Source organism: Aeromonas sobria (assembly GCF_050266975.1).
Taxonomy (GTDB): Bacteria; Pseudomonadota; Gammaproteobacteria; order Enterobacterales; family Aeromonadaceae; genus Aeromonas; species Aeromonas sobria_B.
Genome location: NZ_JBKISU010000002.1, coordinates 26309 through 42217, shown reverse-complemented (window position 1 = coordinate 42217; position 15909 = coordinate 26309). Strand labels below are relative to the sequence as shown.

General features: G+C 64.0%; 15 protein-coding genes. 8 read left to right on the top strand and 7 right to left on the bottom strand.

Translation table 11 applies throughout. The annotated features are described in order from the left end of the window. Positions 1-55: 55 nt before the first annotated feature. Both hutZ and hutX read right to left on the bottom strand, forming a co-directional pair. A complete protein-coding gene (gene hutZ, locus ACLHZ1_RS01415; RefSeq protein ID WP_427260657.1) occupies positions 56-613 on the bottom strand; it encodes a heme utilization protein HutZ in 558 nt (185 codons plus the stop codon). After that, the gene (hutX, locus tag ACLHZ1_RS01410) at positions 610-1122 is read right to left on the bottom strand and encodes a heme utilization cystosolic carrier protein HutX (RefSeq protein WP_427260656.1); all 513 of its coding nucleotides are present in this window, start codon (positions 1120-1122) and stop codon (positions 610-612) included. The genes hutZ and hutX overlap by 4 nt, the downstream gene beginning before the upstream one ends. Positions 1123-1290: 168 nt before the next feature. On the opposite strand from hutX, the gene ACLHZ1_RS01405 reads away from it, so the two are divergent. From ACLHZ1_RS01405 to ACLHZ1_RS01395, 3 genes are read left to right on the top strand one after another with little or no spacing between them, the layout of a single operon-like run. Further along, positions 1291-2130 (top strand): heme/hemin ABC transporter substrate-binding protein, encoded by an 840-nt coding sequence (locus tag ACLHZ1_RS01405; protein ID WP_427260655.1) that lies wholly within the window; start codon positions 1291-1293, stop codon positions 2128-2130. Continuing rightward, on the top strand, positions 2127-3158 hold the full coding sequence (locus ACLHZ1_RS01400; protein WP_427260654.1) for a FecCD family ABC transporter permease: 1032 nt from the start codon (positions 2127-2129) through the stop codon (positions 3156-3158). Before ACLHZ1_RS01405 ends, ACLHZ1_RS01400 begins: the two co-directional genes overlap by 4 nt. 14 nt (positions 3159-3172) lie before the next feature. Then, entirely contained in the window at positions 3173-3961 is a 789-nt protein-coding gene (locus tag ACLHZ1_RS01395) for a heme ABC transporter ATP-binding protein (RefSeq protein WP_427260653.1), read from the top strand. A gap of 456 nt (positions 3962-4417) precedes the next feature. Here the strand turns inward: ACLHZ1_RS01395 and ACLHZ1_RS01390 are convergent, their stop codons facing one another. Continuing rightward, positions 4418-5044, bottom strand: a complete 627-nt coding sequence (locus ACLHZ1_RS01390) for a YitT family protein (RefSeq protein ID WP_427260652.1) — start codon at positions 5042-5044, stop codon at positions 4418-4420. Between the two features lie 187 nt (positions 5045-5231). Then, positions 5232-5678, bottom strand: coding sequence for a globin domain-containing protein (locus ACLHZ1_RS01385; RefSeq protein WP_427260651.1), 447 nt, complete (start codon positions 5676-5678; stop codon positions 5232-5234). 267 nt (positions 5679-5945) lie between these two features. Between ACLHZ1_RS01385 and ACLHZ1_RS01380 the strand changes: the two genes are divergently transcribed. From ACLHZ1_RS01380 to ACLHZ1_RS01365, 4 genes are all read left to right on the top strand, one after another. Further along, positions 5946-6794, top strand: coding sequence for a lytic transglycosylase domain-containing protein (locus ACLHZ1_RS01380; protein ID WP_427260650.1), 849 nt, complete (start codon positions 5946-5948; stop codon positions 6792-6794). A 195-nt stretch (positions 6795-6989) separates the two neighbouring features. Next, positions 6990-8657 carry an energy-dependent translational throttle protein EttA gene (ettA, locus tag ACLHZ1_RS01375; RefSeq protein ID WP_427260649.1) on the top strand — a complete coding sequence of 556 codons (1668 nt, stop codon included), beginning with the start codon at positions 6990-6992 and terminating at the stop codon, positions 8655-8657. 97 nt (positions 8658-8754) lie between these two features. Next, entirely contained in the window at positions 8755-9096 is a 342-nt protein-coding gene (locus ACLHZ1_RS01370; RefSeq protein ID WP_427260648.1) for a hypothetical protein, read from the top strand. Positions 9097-9342: 246 nt separating this feature from the next. Next, on the top strand, positions 9343-10698 hold the full coding sequence (locus tag ACLHZ1_RS01365; RefSeq protein ID WP_408795307.1) for an NCS2 family permease: 1356 nt from the start codon (positions 9343-9345) through the stop codon (positions 10696-10698). 88 nt (positions 10699-10786) lie between these two features. Here ACLHZ1_RS01365 and djlA read toward each other — a convergent pair whose 3' ends face one another. The 3 genes from djlA to ACLHZ1_RS01350 are packed head-to-tail and all read right to left on the bottom strand — an operon-like array spanning position 10787 to position 13312. Continuing rightward, positions 10787-11611 (bottom strand): co-chaperone DjlA, encoded by an 825-nt coding sequence (djlA, locus tag ACLHZ1_RS01360; protein ID WP_408794940.1) that lies wholly within the window; start codon positions 11609-11611, stop codon positions 10787-10789. 16 nt (positions 11612-11627) lie between these two features. Further along, positions 11628-12296: an N-acetylmuramate alpha-1-phosphate uridylyltransferase MurU gene (gene murU, locus ACLHZ1_RS01355; protein WP_427260647.1), complete on the bottom strand. Its 669-nt coding sequence runs from the start codon at positions 12294-12296 to the stop codon at positions 11628-11630. Continuing rightward, the gene (locus ACLHZ1_RS01350; protein WP_427260646.1) at positions 12293-13312 is read right to left on the bottom strand and encodes an aminoglycoside phosphotransferase family protein; all 1020 of its coding nucleotides are present in this window, start codon (positions 13310-13312) and stop codon (positions 12293-12295) included. The genes murU and ACLHZ1_RS01350 overlap by 4 nt, the downstream gene beginning before the upstream one ends. 174 nt (positions 13313-13486) lie before the next feature. Here ACLHZ1_RS01350 and lptD point away from each other — a divergent pair, with 174 nt between their 5' ends. Further along, positions 13487-15898: an LPS assembly protein LptD gene (lptD, locus tag ACLHZ1_RS01345; RefSeq protein ID WP_427260645.1), complete on the top strand. Its 2412-nt coding sequence runs from the start codon at positions 13487-13489 to the stop codon at positions 15896-15898. Positions 15899-15909 lie beyond the last annotated feature (11 nt).

The following is a 15909-nucleotide window of genomic DNA, read 5'->3' as shown; positions in this document are numbered from 1 at the left end:
CTTCAATCAAAACGGACAGCCTGGGCTGTCCGTTTTTTCATCTCGTGTTCTCTCGTCAGACCGGTGTGTCGGTCTCGCGGGTCAGCTCGGCACCGTTGTCGATGCGCCTGTGGCCCTCCGCCAGATGGACGAAGTCCACCAGCTCGTCACCCGAAACCTGGAACGCCTGGCCGAAGCCCTTGACGAACAGCCCCTGCTCTGGCTTCAAGCGAAACAGTACGAAGTCCTTGAGGTTGGAGAGCCCCTTGACGATGTCGCCAAAGCGCCCCTCCAGGGCGGCGATCGCCTGGCCCCAGCGTGGGTCGTCCCGTGCTACCACCTCGGCCAGCGCATCGAAGGTGAGTCGCTTGCGGGCGAACAGTTCGCGGGCGCCGGTCTCGTCCTCGATCAGCATCAGGGAAACCCTGGGCACCTGTTGCAGGTTGCGGGCATGGCGCGCTATCTCGGAGATGAGCACATAGTAGCCATCTTGCTGCAACACGAAGGGGGCGTAGCTGGCGTTGGGCCTGCCCTCGCTGTCCACAGTGGCGAGCTGCAGGGTGCGGCAGCCATCGCGAAACTCGCGGATCTCCGGTTGCAGGCGGTTTTGCAGGCGCTCCTGACGTTCACTCATGCTTTCACTTCCTCTTGATACTGGTGGCGCAGGGCCTTGAAACGCTCCACCTGATCAGGCAGCAGCCGACGCTGCTCGTCCCGGCCCAGATAGACTTTGAATATGCAGCGGCCGCTGTGGCCGAAGAACTGGAAGGAGTGCCCCTCCTTGCCCATGAACAGCTTGCTGACCAGGGCAATGCCGACCACCTTGTCGAGCTTGAGATGGCCATGGAGCTCGCCATCCCGCCCCATCAGGTTGTAGTAGCCACGGGCCGTCTTGCCCTTGGGGAAGGGGGCCTTCACCTCGAAGAGGGAGCCGTCGGATTCGACGATGGTGGTCACCAGGCCCCAATTGGCCAGATCCGCCAGCAGGGCCTCTGCCTCCCCGGCCGGCACTTGCGTCACCAGCTCGGATGGCAGATGGCGCACCACCTCCCACTCGCTGACCGCCAGCTCGGTGGCGATGGAGGACGGATGGGCGCCGGGATCTTGTTCCAGCAGCGCCTGGATGCGTAGTGCAATGCTCATGGGTTCTCCCTTGGGAGGGGTGTGCCACCCCTCGACTGTCATGGCGGATACTCTAATCAAGCCGCAAAACCAATGCAATTGATAATCAATTTCATTATCAGTGCATTTTCCCCGCCGGCTTGATATTCTCGGCGCAAATCCAACTTCATTCACCCTTCGGAGGTTAGCATGGGCCCTCGTCTTGCCCTCGCACTCACCCTGCTCGGCTGTTCGGTCATGGCTCTGCCAGCAGGCGCACAGGAACGTATCGTCAGCATAGGCCCGGCCACCACTGAACTCATACTGGCGCTCGGCGGCGAGCAGAGCCTGGTCGCCACCGACGTCAGCAGCACAGAACCCAAGGGGCTGCCCAGGGTCGGCTATCACCGTGCCCTGGCCGCGGAGGGGATCCTCAGCCTGGCGCCGACCCGGCTGGTGGGCAGCGACGAGATGGGGCCGGCCCCTGTGCTGGATCAGCTGCGCCGGGCCGGGGTCGAGGTGAAGGTGCTGGAGACGGCGCCGACCCTGACCAACCTGAACGCGCGGATAGAGGCCCTGGCCCAGCTGCTGGGGGATCCGGCCGCCGGCGCCCGTTTGCAGGGCGAGATCCAGGCCCAGAGCGACGCCCTGGCCGCCCAGGCGAGCCAGAACAGGCCCCTCAAGGTCGCCTTCCTGCTGCTGCACAAGGGCCAGCCCACCAGCATCGCCGGGGGCAATACCACCGCCAGCGCCCTGCTCACCCTGGCTGGCGGCGTCAATCCGATCGCCCAGCTGCGGGACTACAAGCCAGTGTCCGCCGAATCCCTGATCGAGTTGCAACCGGATCTGGTGCTGGTGAGCGGCCGCGACTGGCAGCTGTATCAGGATCCGGCCAGCGTGCTGGCCCAGGTGCCGGCCCTGGCCGCCACCCCGGCGGGCAGGCAGGGCGCCATCCACGCCATCGACGGCCAGGCCCTGCAAGGGGGGCTCAGTCTGCGCTCCTTGCAGCAGGCGGCCCAGGTAGCCCAGTGGATCAAGCAGGGGTCATGATGCGCCTGCCACTGCCCTGGCTCATCACCCTCAGCGGTGGCCTGCTGGCGCTGCTGCTGCTCGGATCCCTCGCCACCGGCCCCCTTGCCCTCTCCTTTACCGAGAGCCTGCGCGCCCTGCTGGCCGGGCAGGAGAGCGGGATTGAGGCACACAAGCTCTTGATCGTACAGGAGATCCGCTTGCCCCGTACCCTGCTCTGCGTCGCCGTGGGGGGCATGCTCGGCCTCTGCGGCGCCGTGATGCAGGGGCTGTTTCGCAACCCCCTGGCCGATCCCGGCATCATAGGGGTCTCCGGCGGGGCGGCGCTGGGGGCGGCGCTGGCCATAGTGCTGCTGGCTCCCCTGGATCAGCAGCTGCAGAGCCAGCTCGGCATCGGCCTGCTGCCCCTGTTCGCCTTCCTCGGCGGGGCGCTGACCACCACCCTCGTCTATTTGCTGGGCACCCGGGAAGGGGGCACCTCGGTCACCGTCATGTTGCTGGCCGGGGTCGCCATCACGGCCTTCTCCTTCGCGGTGATCGGCCTGCTCACCTATCTGGCGGACGATCAGATGCTGCGCAACCTCAGCCTCTGGCAGCTCGGCACCCTGGCGGCGGGCAAACCCGCCGACGTCGCCTTGTCCCTGGCGACCCTGGCCCTGCTGCTGTGGCTGTTCATGCGCGATGCCGGCCCCCTCAATGCCCTGCTGCTGGGGGAAGGAGAGGCCCGCCACCTGGGCGTCAATGTGCAGGCCCTCAAGGGCCGACTGATACTGCTCACCGCCATGGGGGTGGGGGTGGCCGTGGCGGTGTCGGGCATGATCGGCTTCGTCGGACTGGTGGTGCCCCATCTGGTGCGGCTGCTGGCCGGCCCCAACCATGCCAGGTTGCTGCCGCTCTGTGCCCTGATGGGTGCCGCCCTGCTGCTGGGGGCCGACATGCTGGCCCGCACCCTGCTGGCCCCGGCCGAGCTGCCGGTGGGCATCATCACGGCACTGCTCGGCGCCCCCTTCTTCATCTGGCTGCTGGTCAAGCGCCGCCGCACCCTTTAACCGGAGACCCCATCTTGTCAGCACTTCCCCCTCTGCTGCATTGCCGCCAGCTCAGCCTCACCCGAGGTGGCTGCCTCATCCTGGACGGGCTCGACCTCAGCCTGCATGGGGGCAGCCTCACCGCCCTGCTCGGCCCCAACGGCGCCGGCAAGAGCTCGCTGCTCAAATGCCTGACCGGCGAGCTGGACCATGAGGGAGAGACCAGCCTGTTTGGCCGCAAGCGCCAGGAGTGGACCGGCACCGAACTGGCCCACAGGGTCGGGGTGCTGCCCCAGAGCTCGTCCCTGAGTTTCCCTTTCCTGTGTGAAGAGGTGGTGGCCATGGGGCGCCTGCCCCACAGCGAACCCGGCCGCCGGCGCGACGAGATAGTGAGGGCCGCCATGGCCCATGCCGGGGTGGAACACCTGGCCAGCCGCCTCTACCCGGGCCTCTCCGGCGGCGAGCGCCAGCGGGTGCAGTTTGCCCGGGTGCTGGCCCAGATCTGGCAGGCCCCCGATGCCGATGGCCCCTCCAGGCTGTTGCTGCTCGATGAGCCCACCTCGGCCCTGGATCTCAAGTACCAGCACCAGCTGCTCGCCCTGGCCCGCGCCCTCACCTCCCGCAACACCGCCGTGCTGGTGGTGCTGCACGATCTGAACCTGGCGGCCCGCTACGCCGATCGGCTGCTGATGCTGGAGCGGGGCAGACTGATGGCCGATGGCCCCCCGGTCGAGGTGCTCACCCCCGAACTGGTGACCCGCCTCTATGACTACCCGGCCCAGGTGATCCACCACCCGGAGACCGGGCTGCCCATGGTGGTGTGATAATCGCTGGGGTGTGATAACGGGCGCATCGCCCCTCCTCGCCACGACGACCCCGTCCAGGCCATCCACCACCCCGGGACCGGGCTGCCCATGGTGGTGTGATAATCGCTGGGGGTGTGATAACGGGCGCATCGCCCTTCCTCGCCACGACTACCCTGTCCAAGTGATCCATCACCCCGAGACCGGGCTGCCCATGGTGGTGTGATAATCGCTGGGGGTGTGATAACGGGCGCATCGCCCTTCCTCGCCACGACGACCCTGTCCAAGTGATCCATCACCCCGAGACCGGGCTGCCCATGGTGGTGTCAATCCCGTCAGGATCCCGAATAGCAGAAGAGCGCCATCAGGCGCTCTGTTTGTTTGCCACGTGGAGGGGGACTCGGGGGATCGGGTCGCGACCCGGCTGGTGGGTTGGGCGTCGATAGCCACATCCCTCCGGCATCGGCCTTCGCTATGTCAGGCGATCTGGTAGCGGCCCGGCTTGTGGTTAAGTGTCAACACCAGGTTACAGATGATGGCCGCCACCACGGAGAGGGCCAGGATCCAGGGCTGCACCACGAAACAGGAGGCGATGACTATGGTGCAATCCAGCCCCATTTGCAGCTTGCCGGCGCGAATACCGAAGCGATCCTGGATGAAGAGCGCCAGTATGTTGAAGCCCCCCAGACTGGATTTGTGGCGAAACATGATGAGCAGCCCCATGCCGATCAGGGTGCCGCCGATCAGGGCCGCATAGACCGGCTCTATCTTGCCGATTTGCAGCACGGCATTGAGGTGATCCGTCATGAAGGAGACAGCCGCCACCGAGACGAAGGTATTGAAGGTGAAGCGCGGTCCCATCCTGAGCCAGGCCAGGGCGTAGAACGGCAGGTTCATGGCGAAGAACAGCAGGCCAAAGCTCAGGCCCGTCACCTGTTGCAGCAGCAGTGCCAGCCCGGCGGTGCCACCGGTGAGCAGGCCGACCTGATGAAACAGGAAGATGCCAAGGGAGACGAAACCCGCCGCGGTCAGCAGGGCGATCACATCTTCATAGAGGGGGTGCGCAGAGCGGGTGGGCTGCGCGGCGGGCGGGGTGTTGTCCATAACCTGTATCCAATGGCGAAGTGAAAAAGCGTATCTTGTGGCCGCGGTGGCGGACCCGAGCCCTGTCCTCAGGGCTTCGTGATGGGCTCCAGTCTATTTTTTGCGACCATGATCACAATGGTCATCGACCACGCCCCCTTTTGGTGCCTGTCATCCTCCATTGACAGTCGTTGCACCAAGATGAGGCTCACTCCAGCGCTATGTCCGCCGGCGCCTCGGCCCTGGGTACATGCTGCAATCCCTCTATCATGATGGCGGCAATCTCGTCATAGGCGGCGGACCAGGCCTGGGCCAGGGGCAGGGTGAAGTGTTCGCCGAGCCGCCGGGCCATGACCCGGGTCATGGCGACCTTGACCAGGGTGAAGTGTTCCGGCGCCACCCCGTAGCGCCTGTGCTGCTGGCCGAGATGACGGATGATGAAGCGCAGCGGCTCGATCTGCTCCAGGCTGGTCAGCACCGTATTGAGGGTCTGGGCCACCTTGTCGATGAGGCGCTCATCCGTCATGGTGAACATGGGGAGCAATCCCGGATCCAGATGAAATAATTCCTGATAGATATCCCTGACAAACTCGTTGCTAAACAGCGAGATACGACTCCATGCCCTTTGTACCAGTTCTATCTCATCTGAGCTCATATGCCGTCCTTAGCCATGGCCGCTTCCCTGCCCGGCAGCAATTGCACACTGTAATAACAAAATAGTTATTAGTGACAACTCTGCCAGCCCCCATCCGTTTTCCACGCCGGGAACGCCCTTGACTGACGTGGCACCCGAGGGCTCGCGATTAGTTCCAGATGATTTCGTTCTCGCCAGACGCGATGCCATAACCACAGGTTCCACCGCGCCACTGGCAGTACGCCCCGATCTCCCCTATAGGTTCTGGACATTCGCTGGAGATTTCCCATGGTGAACTGGCCCGCAACCCTGCTGTTGATAGTGCTGCCCCTGCTGCCCGCCGCCGCGGCCCAGGCGGCCGACAAGGGCCAGTTTCGTCAGGCGCCGCGCGCCATCAACGCCCTCCAGCAGGGCCAGGCGGCCCAGAACCGGGGCAACATCAGTCAGGCCATACGCCACTACTGCGTGGCGGCCAGCACGGGCAACCCGGAAGGCTATTATCGCATCGGTCGCCTGCTTGCCCCCCGCAATCCCAAGCTGGCCAACGGCTATCTCGCCATGGCCATGCGCCTTGGCAGCCAGCAGGCCGCTCGCTACTACAACAGCCGGGTCGGCAATGCCCCCATAGGGGACAACTGCGGCGCCCAGATGGGTGGCGGCGGCTTCACCATCCCCAGCACCCCCTTCAACCTCGACGCCTATCTCGCCCGCCAGTCTCCCGACAAGCGCAGACTCGCCGCCCTGCTGCGCCAGGCCGCCGATCGCCATGAGATAGACTCCCGCCTGGTGCTGGCCATCGCCATCGCCGAGTCCAATCTGGAGACCCACGCCGTCTCCCCCAAGAATGCCCAGGGGCTGATGCAGCTAATTCCCGCCACCCAGGCGCGCTTCGGAGTGACCCGGCCCTTCGACCCGGAGCAGAACATCAAGGGGGCCCTGGCCTATCTCAAGTGGCTGGATCGGGAGTTCGACGGGGACTGGGTGCTGATGTCGGCCGCCTACAACGCCGGCGAGCAGTCGGTGGCCCGCTATGGCGGCATTCCCCCCTATGCCGAGACCCAGCACTATGTGCGCAAGGTGCTCTATTTCGCCGGCCAGGATCCCCTGGCCAAGCAGGCCGGACGCCCGAACCGCTAGCCCCCGCGCCGCCCCTCGACTGGCGCCATGGGGCCATCCCCTCACGGCGCCATCGGCTTTCCCCCCGTCGGCCATTGGTTTACAATCGCCCCGTTATTCGGAACCGGCTGACCCCAGTCGTCAGCTGGCCCCACCACGGCATCAGTTCGTTGACAAAAACAAGTTAACCTGATGAAAAGGAAAGAGAATTAGCCAATGGCTCAATTTATTTACACCATGAACCGGGTCGGCAAGGTCGTGCCGCCCAAGCGTCATATTCTCAAGAACATCTCCCTCTCCTTCTTCCCGGGCGCCAAGATAGGCGTGCTGGGTCTGAATGGCGCCGGTAAATCCACCCTGCTGCGCATCATGGCGGGGCTGGATACCGAGATCGAAGGGGAAGCCCGTCCTCAGCCCGGCATCAAGATAGGCTACCTGCCCCAGGAGCCCAAGCTGGATCCGGAGCAGACGGTGCGCGAGGCGGTGGAAGAGGCGGTCGGCGAGGTCAAACGCGCCATGGCTCGCCTGGACGAGGTCTATGCGGCCTACGCCGATCCGGATGCCGATTTCGACAAGCTGGCCCGGGAACAGGGCGAGCTGGAGGCCATCATTGAATCCCAGGGTGGCCACAACCTGGAGAACCAGCTGGAGCGCGCGGCCGATGCCCTGCGCCTGCCGGCCTGGGACGCCCAGATCAAGCACCTCTCCGGGGGTGAGCGCCGCCGGGTCGCCCTGTGCCGCCTGCTGCTGGAAAAGCCGGACATGCTGCTGCTGGACGAACCGACCAACCACCTGGATGCGGAATCCGTGGCTTGGCTGGAGCGCTTCCTGCACGACTACGAGGGCACAGTGGTGGCCATCACCCACGACCGCTACTTCCTCGACAACGTGGCGGGCTGGATCCTGGAGTTGGACCGCGGCGAAGGCATCCCCTGGGAAGGTAACTACTCCTCCTGGCTGGAGCAGAAAGATGCCCGTCTTGCCCAGGAAGCGAGCTCGGAAGCGGCGCGCAAGAAGTCCATCGAGAAGGAGCTGGAGTGGGTTCGCCAGAATCCCAAGGGCCGTCAGGCCAAGTCCAAGGCCCGTATGGCCCGCTTCGAGGAGCTCAACACCAGCGACTACCAGAAGCGCAACGAGACCAACGAGCTGTTCATCCCGCCCGGACCCCGCCTCGGCGACAAGGTGCTGGAGGTGGCAAACCTCTGCAAGTCCTATGGTGACAGGCAGCTGATCGACGATCTCTCCTTCGCCATCCCCAAGGGGGCCATCGTCGGCATCATTGGTCCGAACGGCGCCGGTAAATCGACCCTGTTCCGCATGATGTCGGGCCAGGAGCAACCGGACTCCGGCACCATCACCCTGGGGGATACCGTGGTGCTGGCGTCGGTGGATCAGTTCCGCGACAGCATGGATGACAAGAAGACGGTGTTCGAAGAGGTGGCCGACGGTCAGGACATCCTGCGCATCGGCAACCACGAGTTCCCGAGCCGCGCCTATATCGGCCGCTTCAACTTCAAGGGCGCCGATCAGCAAAAACGCGTCGGCGAGCTGTCCGGTGGTGAGCGGGGCCGTCTGCACCTGGCCAAGCTGCTGCAGACCGGCGGAAACGTCTTGCTGCTCGATGAACCGACCAACGATCTGGACATCGAAACCCTGCGCGCCCTCGAGAACGCCCTGCTGGAGTTCCCGGGTTGCGCCATGGTCATCTCCCACGACCGCTGGTTCCTCGACCGTATCGCCACCCACATCCTGGACTACCAGGACGAGGGCAAGATTGCCTTCTTCGAGGGCAACTTCACCGAATACGAAGAGTGGAAGAAGAAGACCTATGGCGCCGATGCGGTTCAGCCGCACCGGGCCAAGTACAAACGCATCACCAAGTGATGCGCCGCAGGGGGAGCCTTGGCTCCCCCTGCGCTTATCCCCCATGCCCCATTGTCGGCTGCCATACTGAGCGCTGACTCAGGTTCGGATCCACACCATGACCCCACACCCTGCCCGACTCACCCTGCTGATGCGAATTGAGCCCGGTTGCCTCGGCCCGGACGGCAAGCTGCACATAACGACCTTCTGCGCCGCCGCGACCCGGCTGTTTGCCGCCAGCGCCCCCCAGGGGCTCTGCTGGCAGCTGATCCCGCGCCACGACAAACGTTTGCCCGAACTGAGCTTCCTGCTCCAGGAGCAGGCCCTGACCGACGCCCAGGCCGAACGCTACCTGCAACGGCTGGGGCTGGCCCTGGCACCACTGCGCGAGCAGGCGGACGAGCGACTGGCCGAACTGGTGGATCGCTACCTCAAGGCCCAAGGCAGCAGAGCCCCCTGATCCCGGCGCCAGGCCCAAGAACAAGCGTCCATCGACACCCTTTCCACCCCGGATCGGCAAACGTTTGAACTTTTGCTCTATTCATTGAGCAAACCCCGGATCCCAGGTTTATGAATGGCGCCGCCTGTGTGAGAATGTGCCCGCTGTCACGGTATCAGGAGGAGTCTGATGGTTTGCCATCAGCTCAGGGTCATGCCCCGCATGGATGGGACCGACCCCGTGCCTGCCACCTATTTCACGTCACCTATGGAATCCAACATGAATCAAGCACCACAAACCGCTCAGCCTGCCCCGGGGCAAGGATGGCTCGAGCGTCTGTTCGCGCTCAAGAGCCATGGCACCAATGCCCGCACCGAGCTCATCGCCGGGGTCACCACCTTCCTGACCATGGTCTATATCGTGTTCGTCAACCCGCAGATCCTCTCCAACGCGGGCATGGACACCCAGGCGGTGTTCGTCACCACCTGCCTCATCGCCGGCATCGGCAGCATTCTCATGGGGTTGCTGGCGAACCTGCCCATCGCCCTGGCCCCCGCCATGGGGCTCAATGCCTTCTTCGCCTTCGTGGTGGTGGCGGGCATGGGCTACTCCTGGCAGGTGGGCATGGGCACCATCTTCTGGGGCGCCCTGGGTCTGCTGATCCTCACCCTGCTGCGGGTGCGCTACTGGCTGATCGCCAACATCCCCCTCACCCTGAGGGTCGGCATCACCGCCGGCATCGGTCTGCTCATCGCCCTGCTCGGCCTGCACAACGCCGGCATAGTGGTGGCGAGCCCGGCCACCATGGTGACCGTGGGCAACCTCACCTCCCTGCCCTGCCTGCTGGGGCTGCTGGGCTTCTTCCTCATCTGCATCTTCTCCGCCCGTGGCGTCCACTCCGCCGTGCTGATCGCCATCGTGGTGACCACGGCCCTGGGCTGGCTGTTTGGCGATGTCACCTTCAAGGGCTTCGTCTCCCTGCCGCCCAGCATAGCGCCGGTCTTCGGCCAGTTGGATCTGATGGGGTCGCTCGACATCGGTCTGGCCGGGATCATCTTCTCCTTCATGCTGGTCAACCTGTTTGACTCGTCCGGCACCCTGATCGGGGTCACCACCCGCGCCAAGCTGGCCGATGAGCAGGGCCGCTTCCCGCGCATGAAGCAGGCCCTGGTGGTGGACAGCGTGAGCTCGGTCGGCGGCGCCTTTATGGGCACCTCGTCGGTCACGGCTTATATCGAGAGCAGCTCAGGGGTCGCCGTCGGCGGTCGCACCGGCCTGACCGCCATCGTGGTCGGCGTGCTGTTCCTGCTGGCTATCTTCTTCTCTCCGGTCGCCGCCATGGTGCCGGCCTACGCCGCCGCCGGCGCCCTCATCTACGTGGGCGTGCTGATGTGCTCCGAGCTGACCCGGGTCAAGTGGGAAGACTTGACCGAGGCGGTGCCGGCCTTCATGACCGCGGTGATGATGCCGTTCAGCTTCTCCATCACAGAGGGGATCGCCGTGGGCTTCATCTCCTACTGCGTGATGAAGGCGGGCACAGGCCGCTGGCGCGAGATCAACCCCTGCGTGCTGGTGGTGGCCCTGCTGTTCGTGCTCAAGTTCGTCTGGGTCGACGCCCACTGATCTGCAGAAACGCCGACCAACGGCCAAGCGCTGAAAACAAAAATGCCCGTCATCGACGGGCATTTTTGTTGGCTGTCACCTGACGGCATCAACGGATGCCGCGGGCCTCGCGGATCCACTCCCAGGCCTGCTGGATCTCCTGGGCCTTCTCCTTGGCCATCTCCATCATCTCGGGGGGCAGCCCCTTGGCGGCCAGCTTGTCCGGGTGATGCTTGCTCATCTCCTTGCGATAGGCCTTCTTGACCTCGGCATCGGCCGCCTCCTCGCTCACCCCCAGCAGCTGGTAGGCATCCTTGAGCCGGTCACGGCTCGGTGGCTGCTGCCCCGCCGACTGACGTCCTCCCTGGTGCTGGCCGCCGCCGTGGCGAAAGAAGTTCATCTGCGCCTCGGCCATGGCCAGGATCCGCGCCAGCTCTATCTGGCTGAAGCCCAGCTCCTCGGCGATGGTCTGCAGGATGGCCCGCTCGGCCGCCTCCACCTGACCATCGGCGAAGGCCGCCTGCAGCTGCACCTCCAGGAAGAAGCGCAGTATGTCGCGCTGCCCCTGACTGGCACTGCGAAACCCGGCCAGGGTCTGGCGCAGGGGGAAATCGGCCTCCTTGCCCTCGCGAAACGAGCGCTGGGCGCTGCTGCGCTGCTCGGGGGAGAGCCGCATCCTGTCCATCAGGTTGGAGGCGACCCGGATCTCCTGCTCGGTGACCTGGCCCCCCGCCTTGGCGATGTGGCCCATGACGGCGAAGGTAGCGTGGAAGAAGATGGCCTGCTGCTCGGCGCTCGGAGTACGGCGAAACGCCCCCTGGATGCCGATCCCGCGGTCAAATCGGTGACCGAGCCAGAGGCCGATCAGCAACCCGAAGACATTGCCGAGCAGAAAACCGAAGAAGGCGCCAAGCACCTTGCCCCAAATACGCATGACTCAAGACCTCATCTCAATTAGTGGAGCCTGCCAGCTCGTCATCCAGGGCGCGCAACCGCGCCACAGTACCGATATCACGCCACTCCCCGACCAGGCGGGTACCGCCGACCCGCCCCTGGGCCATCCAGTCCCGCAGCAGGGGCGCCAGCTTGCGGCTGCCCTGGGCGAGGGAGGCAAAGGCCTCGGGCCGATAGAGGCCGACGCCGCTGAAGGTCAGGCCGGGCCTGTCTTGCACCCTGTCTGAGGCGAGGGAGAAGTCCCCGTGGGGATGCTGGGGCGGATTGGGCACCAGCCAGAGGTGAGCGAGATCCGCCCCCAGCGGCTGGCGCACCAGAGCGCCATAATCGGTATCCAGCCAGGTATCGCCGTTGATCACCAGAAACGGGGCATCGCCGAGCAGGGGCAGGGCCTGCACTATGCCGCCTGCCGTCTCCAGGGCGCTCTCCTCCGCCGACCAGGCTATCTGCACCCCGAACTGGCGGCCATCGCCGAGGGCCGCCACCAGCTTGTCGCCGAGCCAGGCATGGTTGATGACCAGCTCGCTTACCCCGGCCGCCTTGAGCTTCTCGATATGGTGGACGATGAGGGGTTTGCCCCCCACCGCCAAGAGCGGTTTGGGCAGGGAGTCGGTGAGGGGACGCATCCGCTCGCCACGGCCGGCGGCCAGGATCATCGCCCTCATGCGCCGGCGCCCTCTTGTTGCCGTGGCGCAAAGCCGGGCAGCACCCGGCGCACCAGCCAGTCACCAAATGCCTCCAGCACGGGGTGGGCTTCGCCATGGAGGCGGCACACATCCACCACATAACCCAGGGTGCGGGGAATGTCCTTGAGGTAGCCGGATTTGCCATCCCTGTGGTAGAGGCGGGTGAAGAGCCCCGCCGCCTTGAGGTGGCGCTGCATGCCGGTCAGGTCCGCATGACGACGGAAACTGGCATAATCGAGCCCGGCCAGCAGATTGGCCCGGCTCAGGGTATCGAAGCCGTGGCGCATGCCCTGCTCCATCACCTGGTCCGGCCAACGCACATAACAATCTTTGAGCAGGGAGACCAGGTCATAGCTCAGCGGCCCGATGACCATGTCCTGAAAATCTATGATGGCCAGCTCGCTCTCGTCCGGGGTATCGCCGCCACACACCATCAGGTTGCGGCTGTGGAAATCCCGGTGCATCACCCCCTGGGGCTGGGCCAGGTTGTTCTCGGTGAGGCAGGCGAAGGTGTCATCGAGCAGTCGCCGCTCGCCCTCGTCCAGAGTCAGATTCAGGTGCTGACCCAGCAGCCACTCGGGGAAGATGGCGTTCTCCCGGGCCATGAAGGCGGCATCGAAGGGTTCCAGCGCCAGGGCCACGCCACCGAGCCGCGGCAGCAGGGCGATGGCTTTCTGATACCAGGCCAGCACGCTGGTCTCGTTCAGGCAACGGATGAGCTGGGTGTCGCCCAGATCCGTTACCGCCAGCAGCCCGAGGGCATAATCGACCGCCCGCACCTCGGGGGCCAGCAGGCCCCTGGCCTGCAGGGCGGCCGCATTGCGGACAAACTCTTGATTTTTCTCTGTTTGTGGATTGGCATCCACCCAGACGAGGCCGCCGCCCCGATAGTAGCGGCGGAAACTGGCGTCGCCGGAAATGAGAGACAGGGTCAGGGTGTGGTCGCCCGTGTGGTGGCGGGCGAACTGGAGCAGGGAGTCAAAACGATCTGGCATGGGTGAAGGACCAAGGTGGAAAGCAGCGCTTGGCTGTTAGCCCTGGCCGCAATAATGCTTTATCATTGCCGGCTAACATAAAGCAATGAGATGCAATGTCAACTCGATGAGTCCTGGCGTATTATGCATGCTCTTGAATCAGCCGTTTCGATACGGATTGCGCGAGTCTTCTACATGACAAAATGGACACTGGGGCGTGCCTGTCCCATCGCCCTGACCATTGGCCTTGCTCCGGCGCTGTTGAGCCCGGCATATCTCCAGGCTGCGCCAATGAGCGTGCCCGCCGCCACGGGTCTGCTGGACGGGCTCTGCTATGACTATGTTCCCAAGATAGAGAAAGCCCCCGCCAATCAGGATGCCAATGCCCTGCCGGTGGAAGTGGACGCCGACCGGCTCGAAGCCAAGCAGGGCGGTACCGCCGTCTATGAAGGTGACGTCAAGGTGCGTCAGGGCGTGCGCAAGTTTGACTCCGATTATGCCCAGCTCGACCAGCAGAGCCGGGATGTGATCGCCATCGGCAACATCTACTACAACGATGGTCAGATCACGGTCACCAGCGACAAGACCCTCAAGTCCAACCTGGATACCAAGGATTCAGAGCTCGAAGAGGGCAAGTATCAGGTTCATGGCTCTGCGGTGCGCGGCTCGGCCGATCGGGTCATCATGACCAACAACAACCAGAACATCACCCTGGAAGGGGCCCAGTACACCACCTGCCCGCCGGGCCAGGAGGCCTGGATCCTGAAGGCGGGCAGCATCGACATCGACCAGAACGAGGTATTCGGCGAAGCCTGGAACGCCAGCCTCTGGCTCTATGACTATCCGGTGTTCTACTTCCCCTATATCAACTTCCCCATCAAGGACGAGCGCAAGACGGGTCTGCTCTACCCCAGCTATGAGCAGAGCTCCAAGAACGGCATGGACATCAACCAGCCCTTCTACTGGAACATAGCCCCCAACTACGACGCCACCATCAGCTCCCGCTTCATGGACAGGCGCGGCCTGATGGAGCAGGTCGAGTTCCGCTACATGCCGGACCCGGCCCACAGTGGCAGCCTCTATTTCGAGAACCTGGCCGACGACAAGCAGTATGATGACACGGCGACCCTCAACGACTATCTGGCCGACGGTCACCGCTATCTGCTCAATGCCCGCCACAGCTCCCGCTTCCTCGACAACGCCATGGTGGTCTCCCTCGACTACACCAAGGTGCGGGATAACGATTACAACTACTTCAACGACTTCTCGCCGCCGGTCGGCACCCAGGTCGACAACCAGTTGCAGCAATCCCTCAAGGCGGGCTACTACCAGCAGAACTGGAACCTGACCACGGAGGCGCGCACCTACCAGATCCTGCTGGCCGGTGCCCAGCAGCCCCACTCCATGCTGCCGCGCATCAACCACAACTATTACCATCAGGGCAGCTGGTACGATCTGGCCTGGAACACAGAGCTGACCAATTTTGGCTATGACAACGACCAGTCCACCATAGGGGAAGCCTATACCGGCACCCGGCTCTACAGCGCGCCGACCCTGACGGTGCCGCTCAGCGATGCGGACGGTTACTACTTAGACAGCCAGTACAAGCTGATGTACACCCAGTACAACCAGGATGTCCCGGATACCAGCAAGCTCACCAGCTACTACCGCAGCAAGGAGCTGACCAACCTCGACGAGAGCGTCACCCGGGTGTTGCCCTCGTTCCGGCTCAAGGGTGGTCTCACCTTCGATCGCCATCAGGACTGGTTCGGCGAGCGCGCCAACCAGACCCTGGAGCCCGAGTTCCAGTACCTCTATGTTCCCTACAAGGATCAGGACAACATAGGCATCTACGACTCCACCAACATGCGCCAGGACTACTACAGCCTGTTCAGCGACCGCCGCTTCGCCGGGCTGGATAGGATCAGCGACTCCAACCGTGTCTCCGTCGGGGTCACCAGCCGGGTCTATGATGGCGTCGGTGACGAGCGTCTGCGCCTGGCCCTGGCCCAGGCATTCGACTTCGTCGCCCCCAGAGTCACCCTCTATCCCAGCGACGAGGCGAGCACCAACACCCGCTCTCCCCTGTCGTTCGAGGGGGATGCCAAGATAAGCGAGCAGTGGTTCGCCCACGTCGGCGCCCAGTATGATGTGGATAACAGCGAGTTCAGCTCCGCCAACAGCGCCCTGGAGTATCGCCACGAGAAGCTGTTGAGCCAGCTCAACTACCGTTTCGTGCGCGATGCCAACTACGATCTCTCCCGCAGTGGCGAGAGCGCCGACATCAACCAGGTCGGCATGTTGCTCGGCACTCCCCTCAACGACCGGTGGCACCTCTATGGCGGCTACTACTACGACCTGGATCAGAACGTGAATGTTGACCGCAAGGTGGGGATCAAATATGACTCCTGCTGCTGGAGCATCAACTTCAACCTGGAATGGGTCAACAGCCCGGATAACGTCACCTACCAGCCCACCTCGGAGCGTAGTTTCGGCATCCAGTTTGAGATGAAAGGATTGGGCAGTGTGGGGACCGGTGCCAAGGGCACCAGCCTGGATACCGATGCCCTGCCTTACATTCGTCCGTTTAACCTGCGGGACCAGTGAGTCATCGCAAA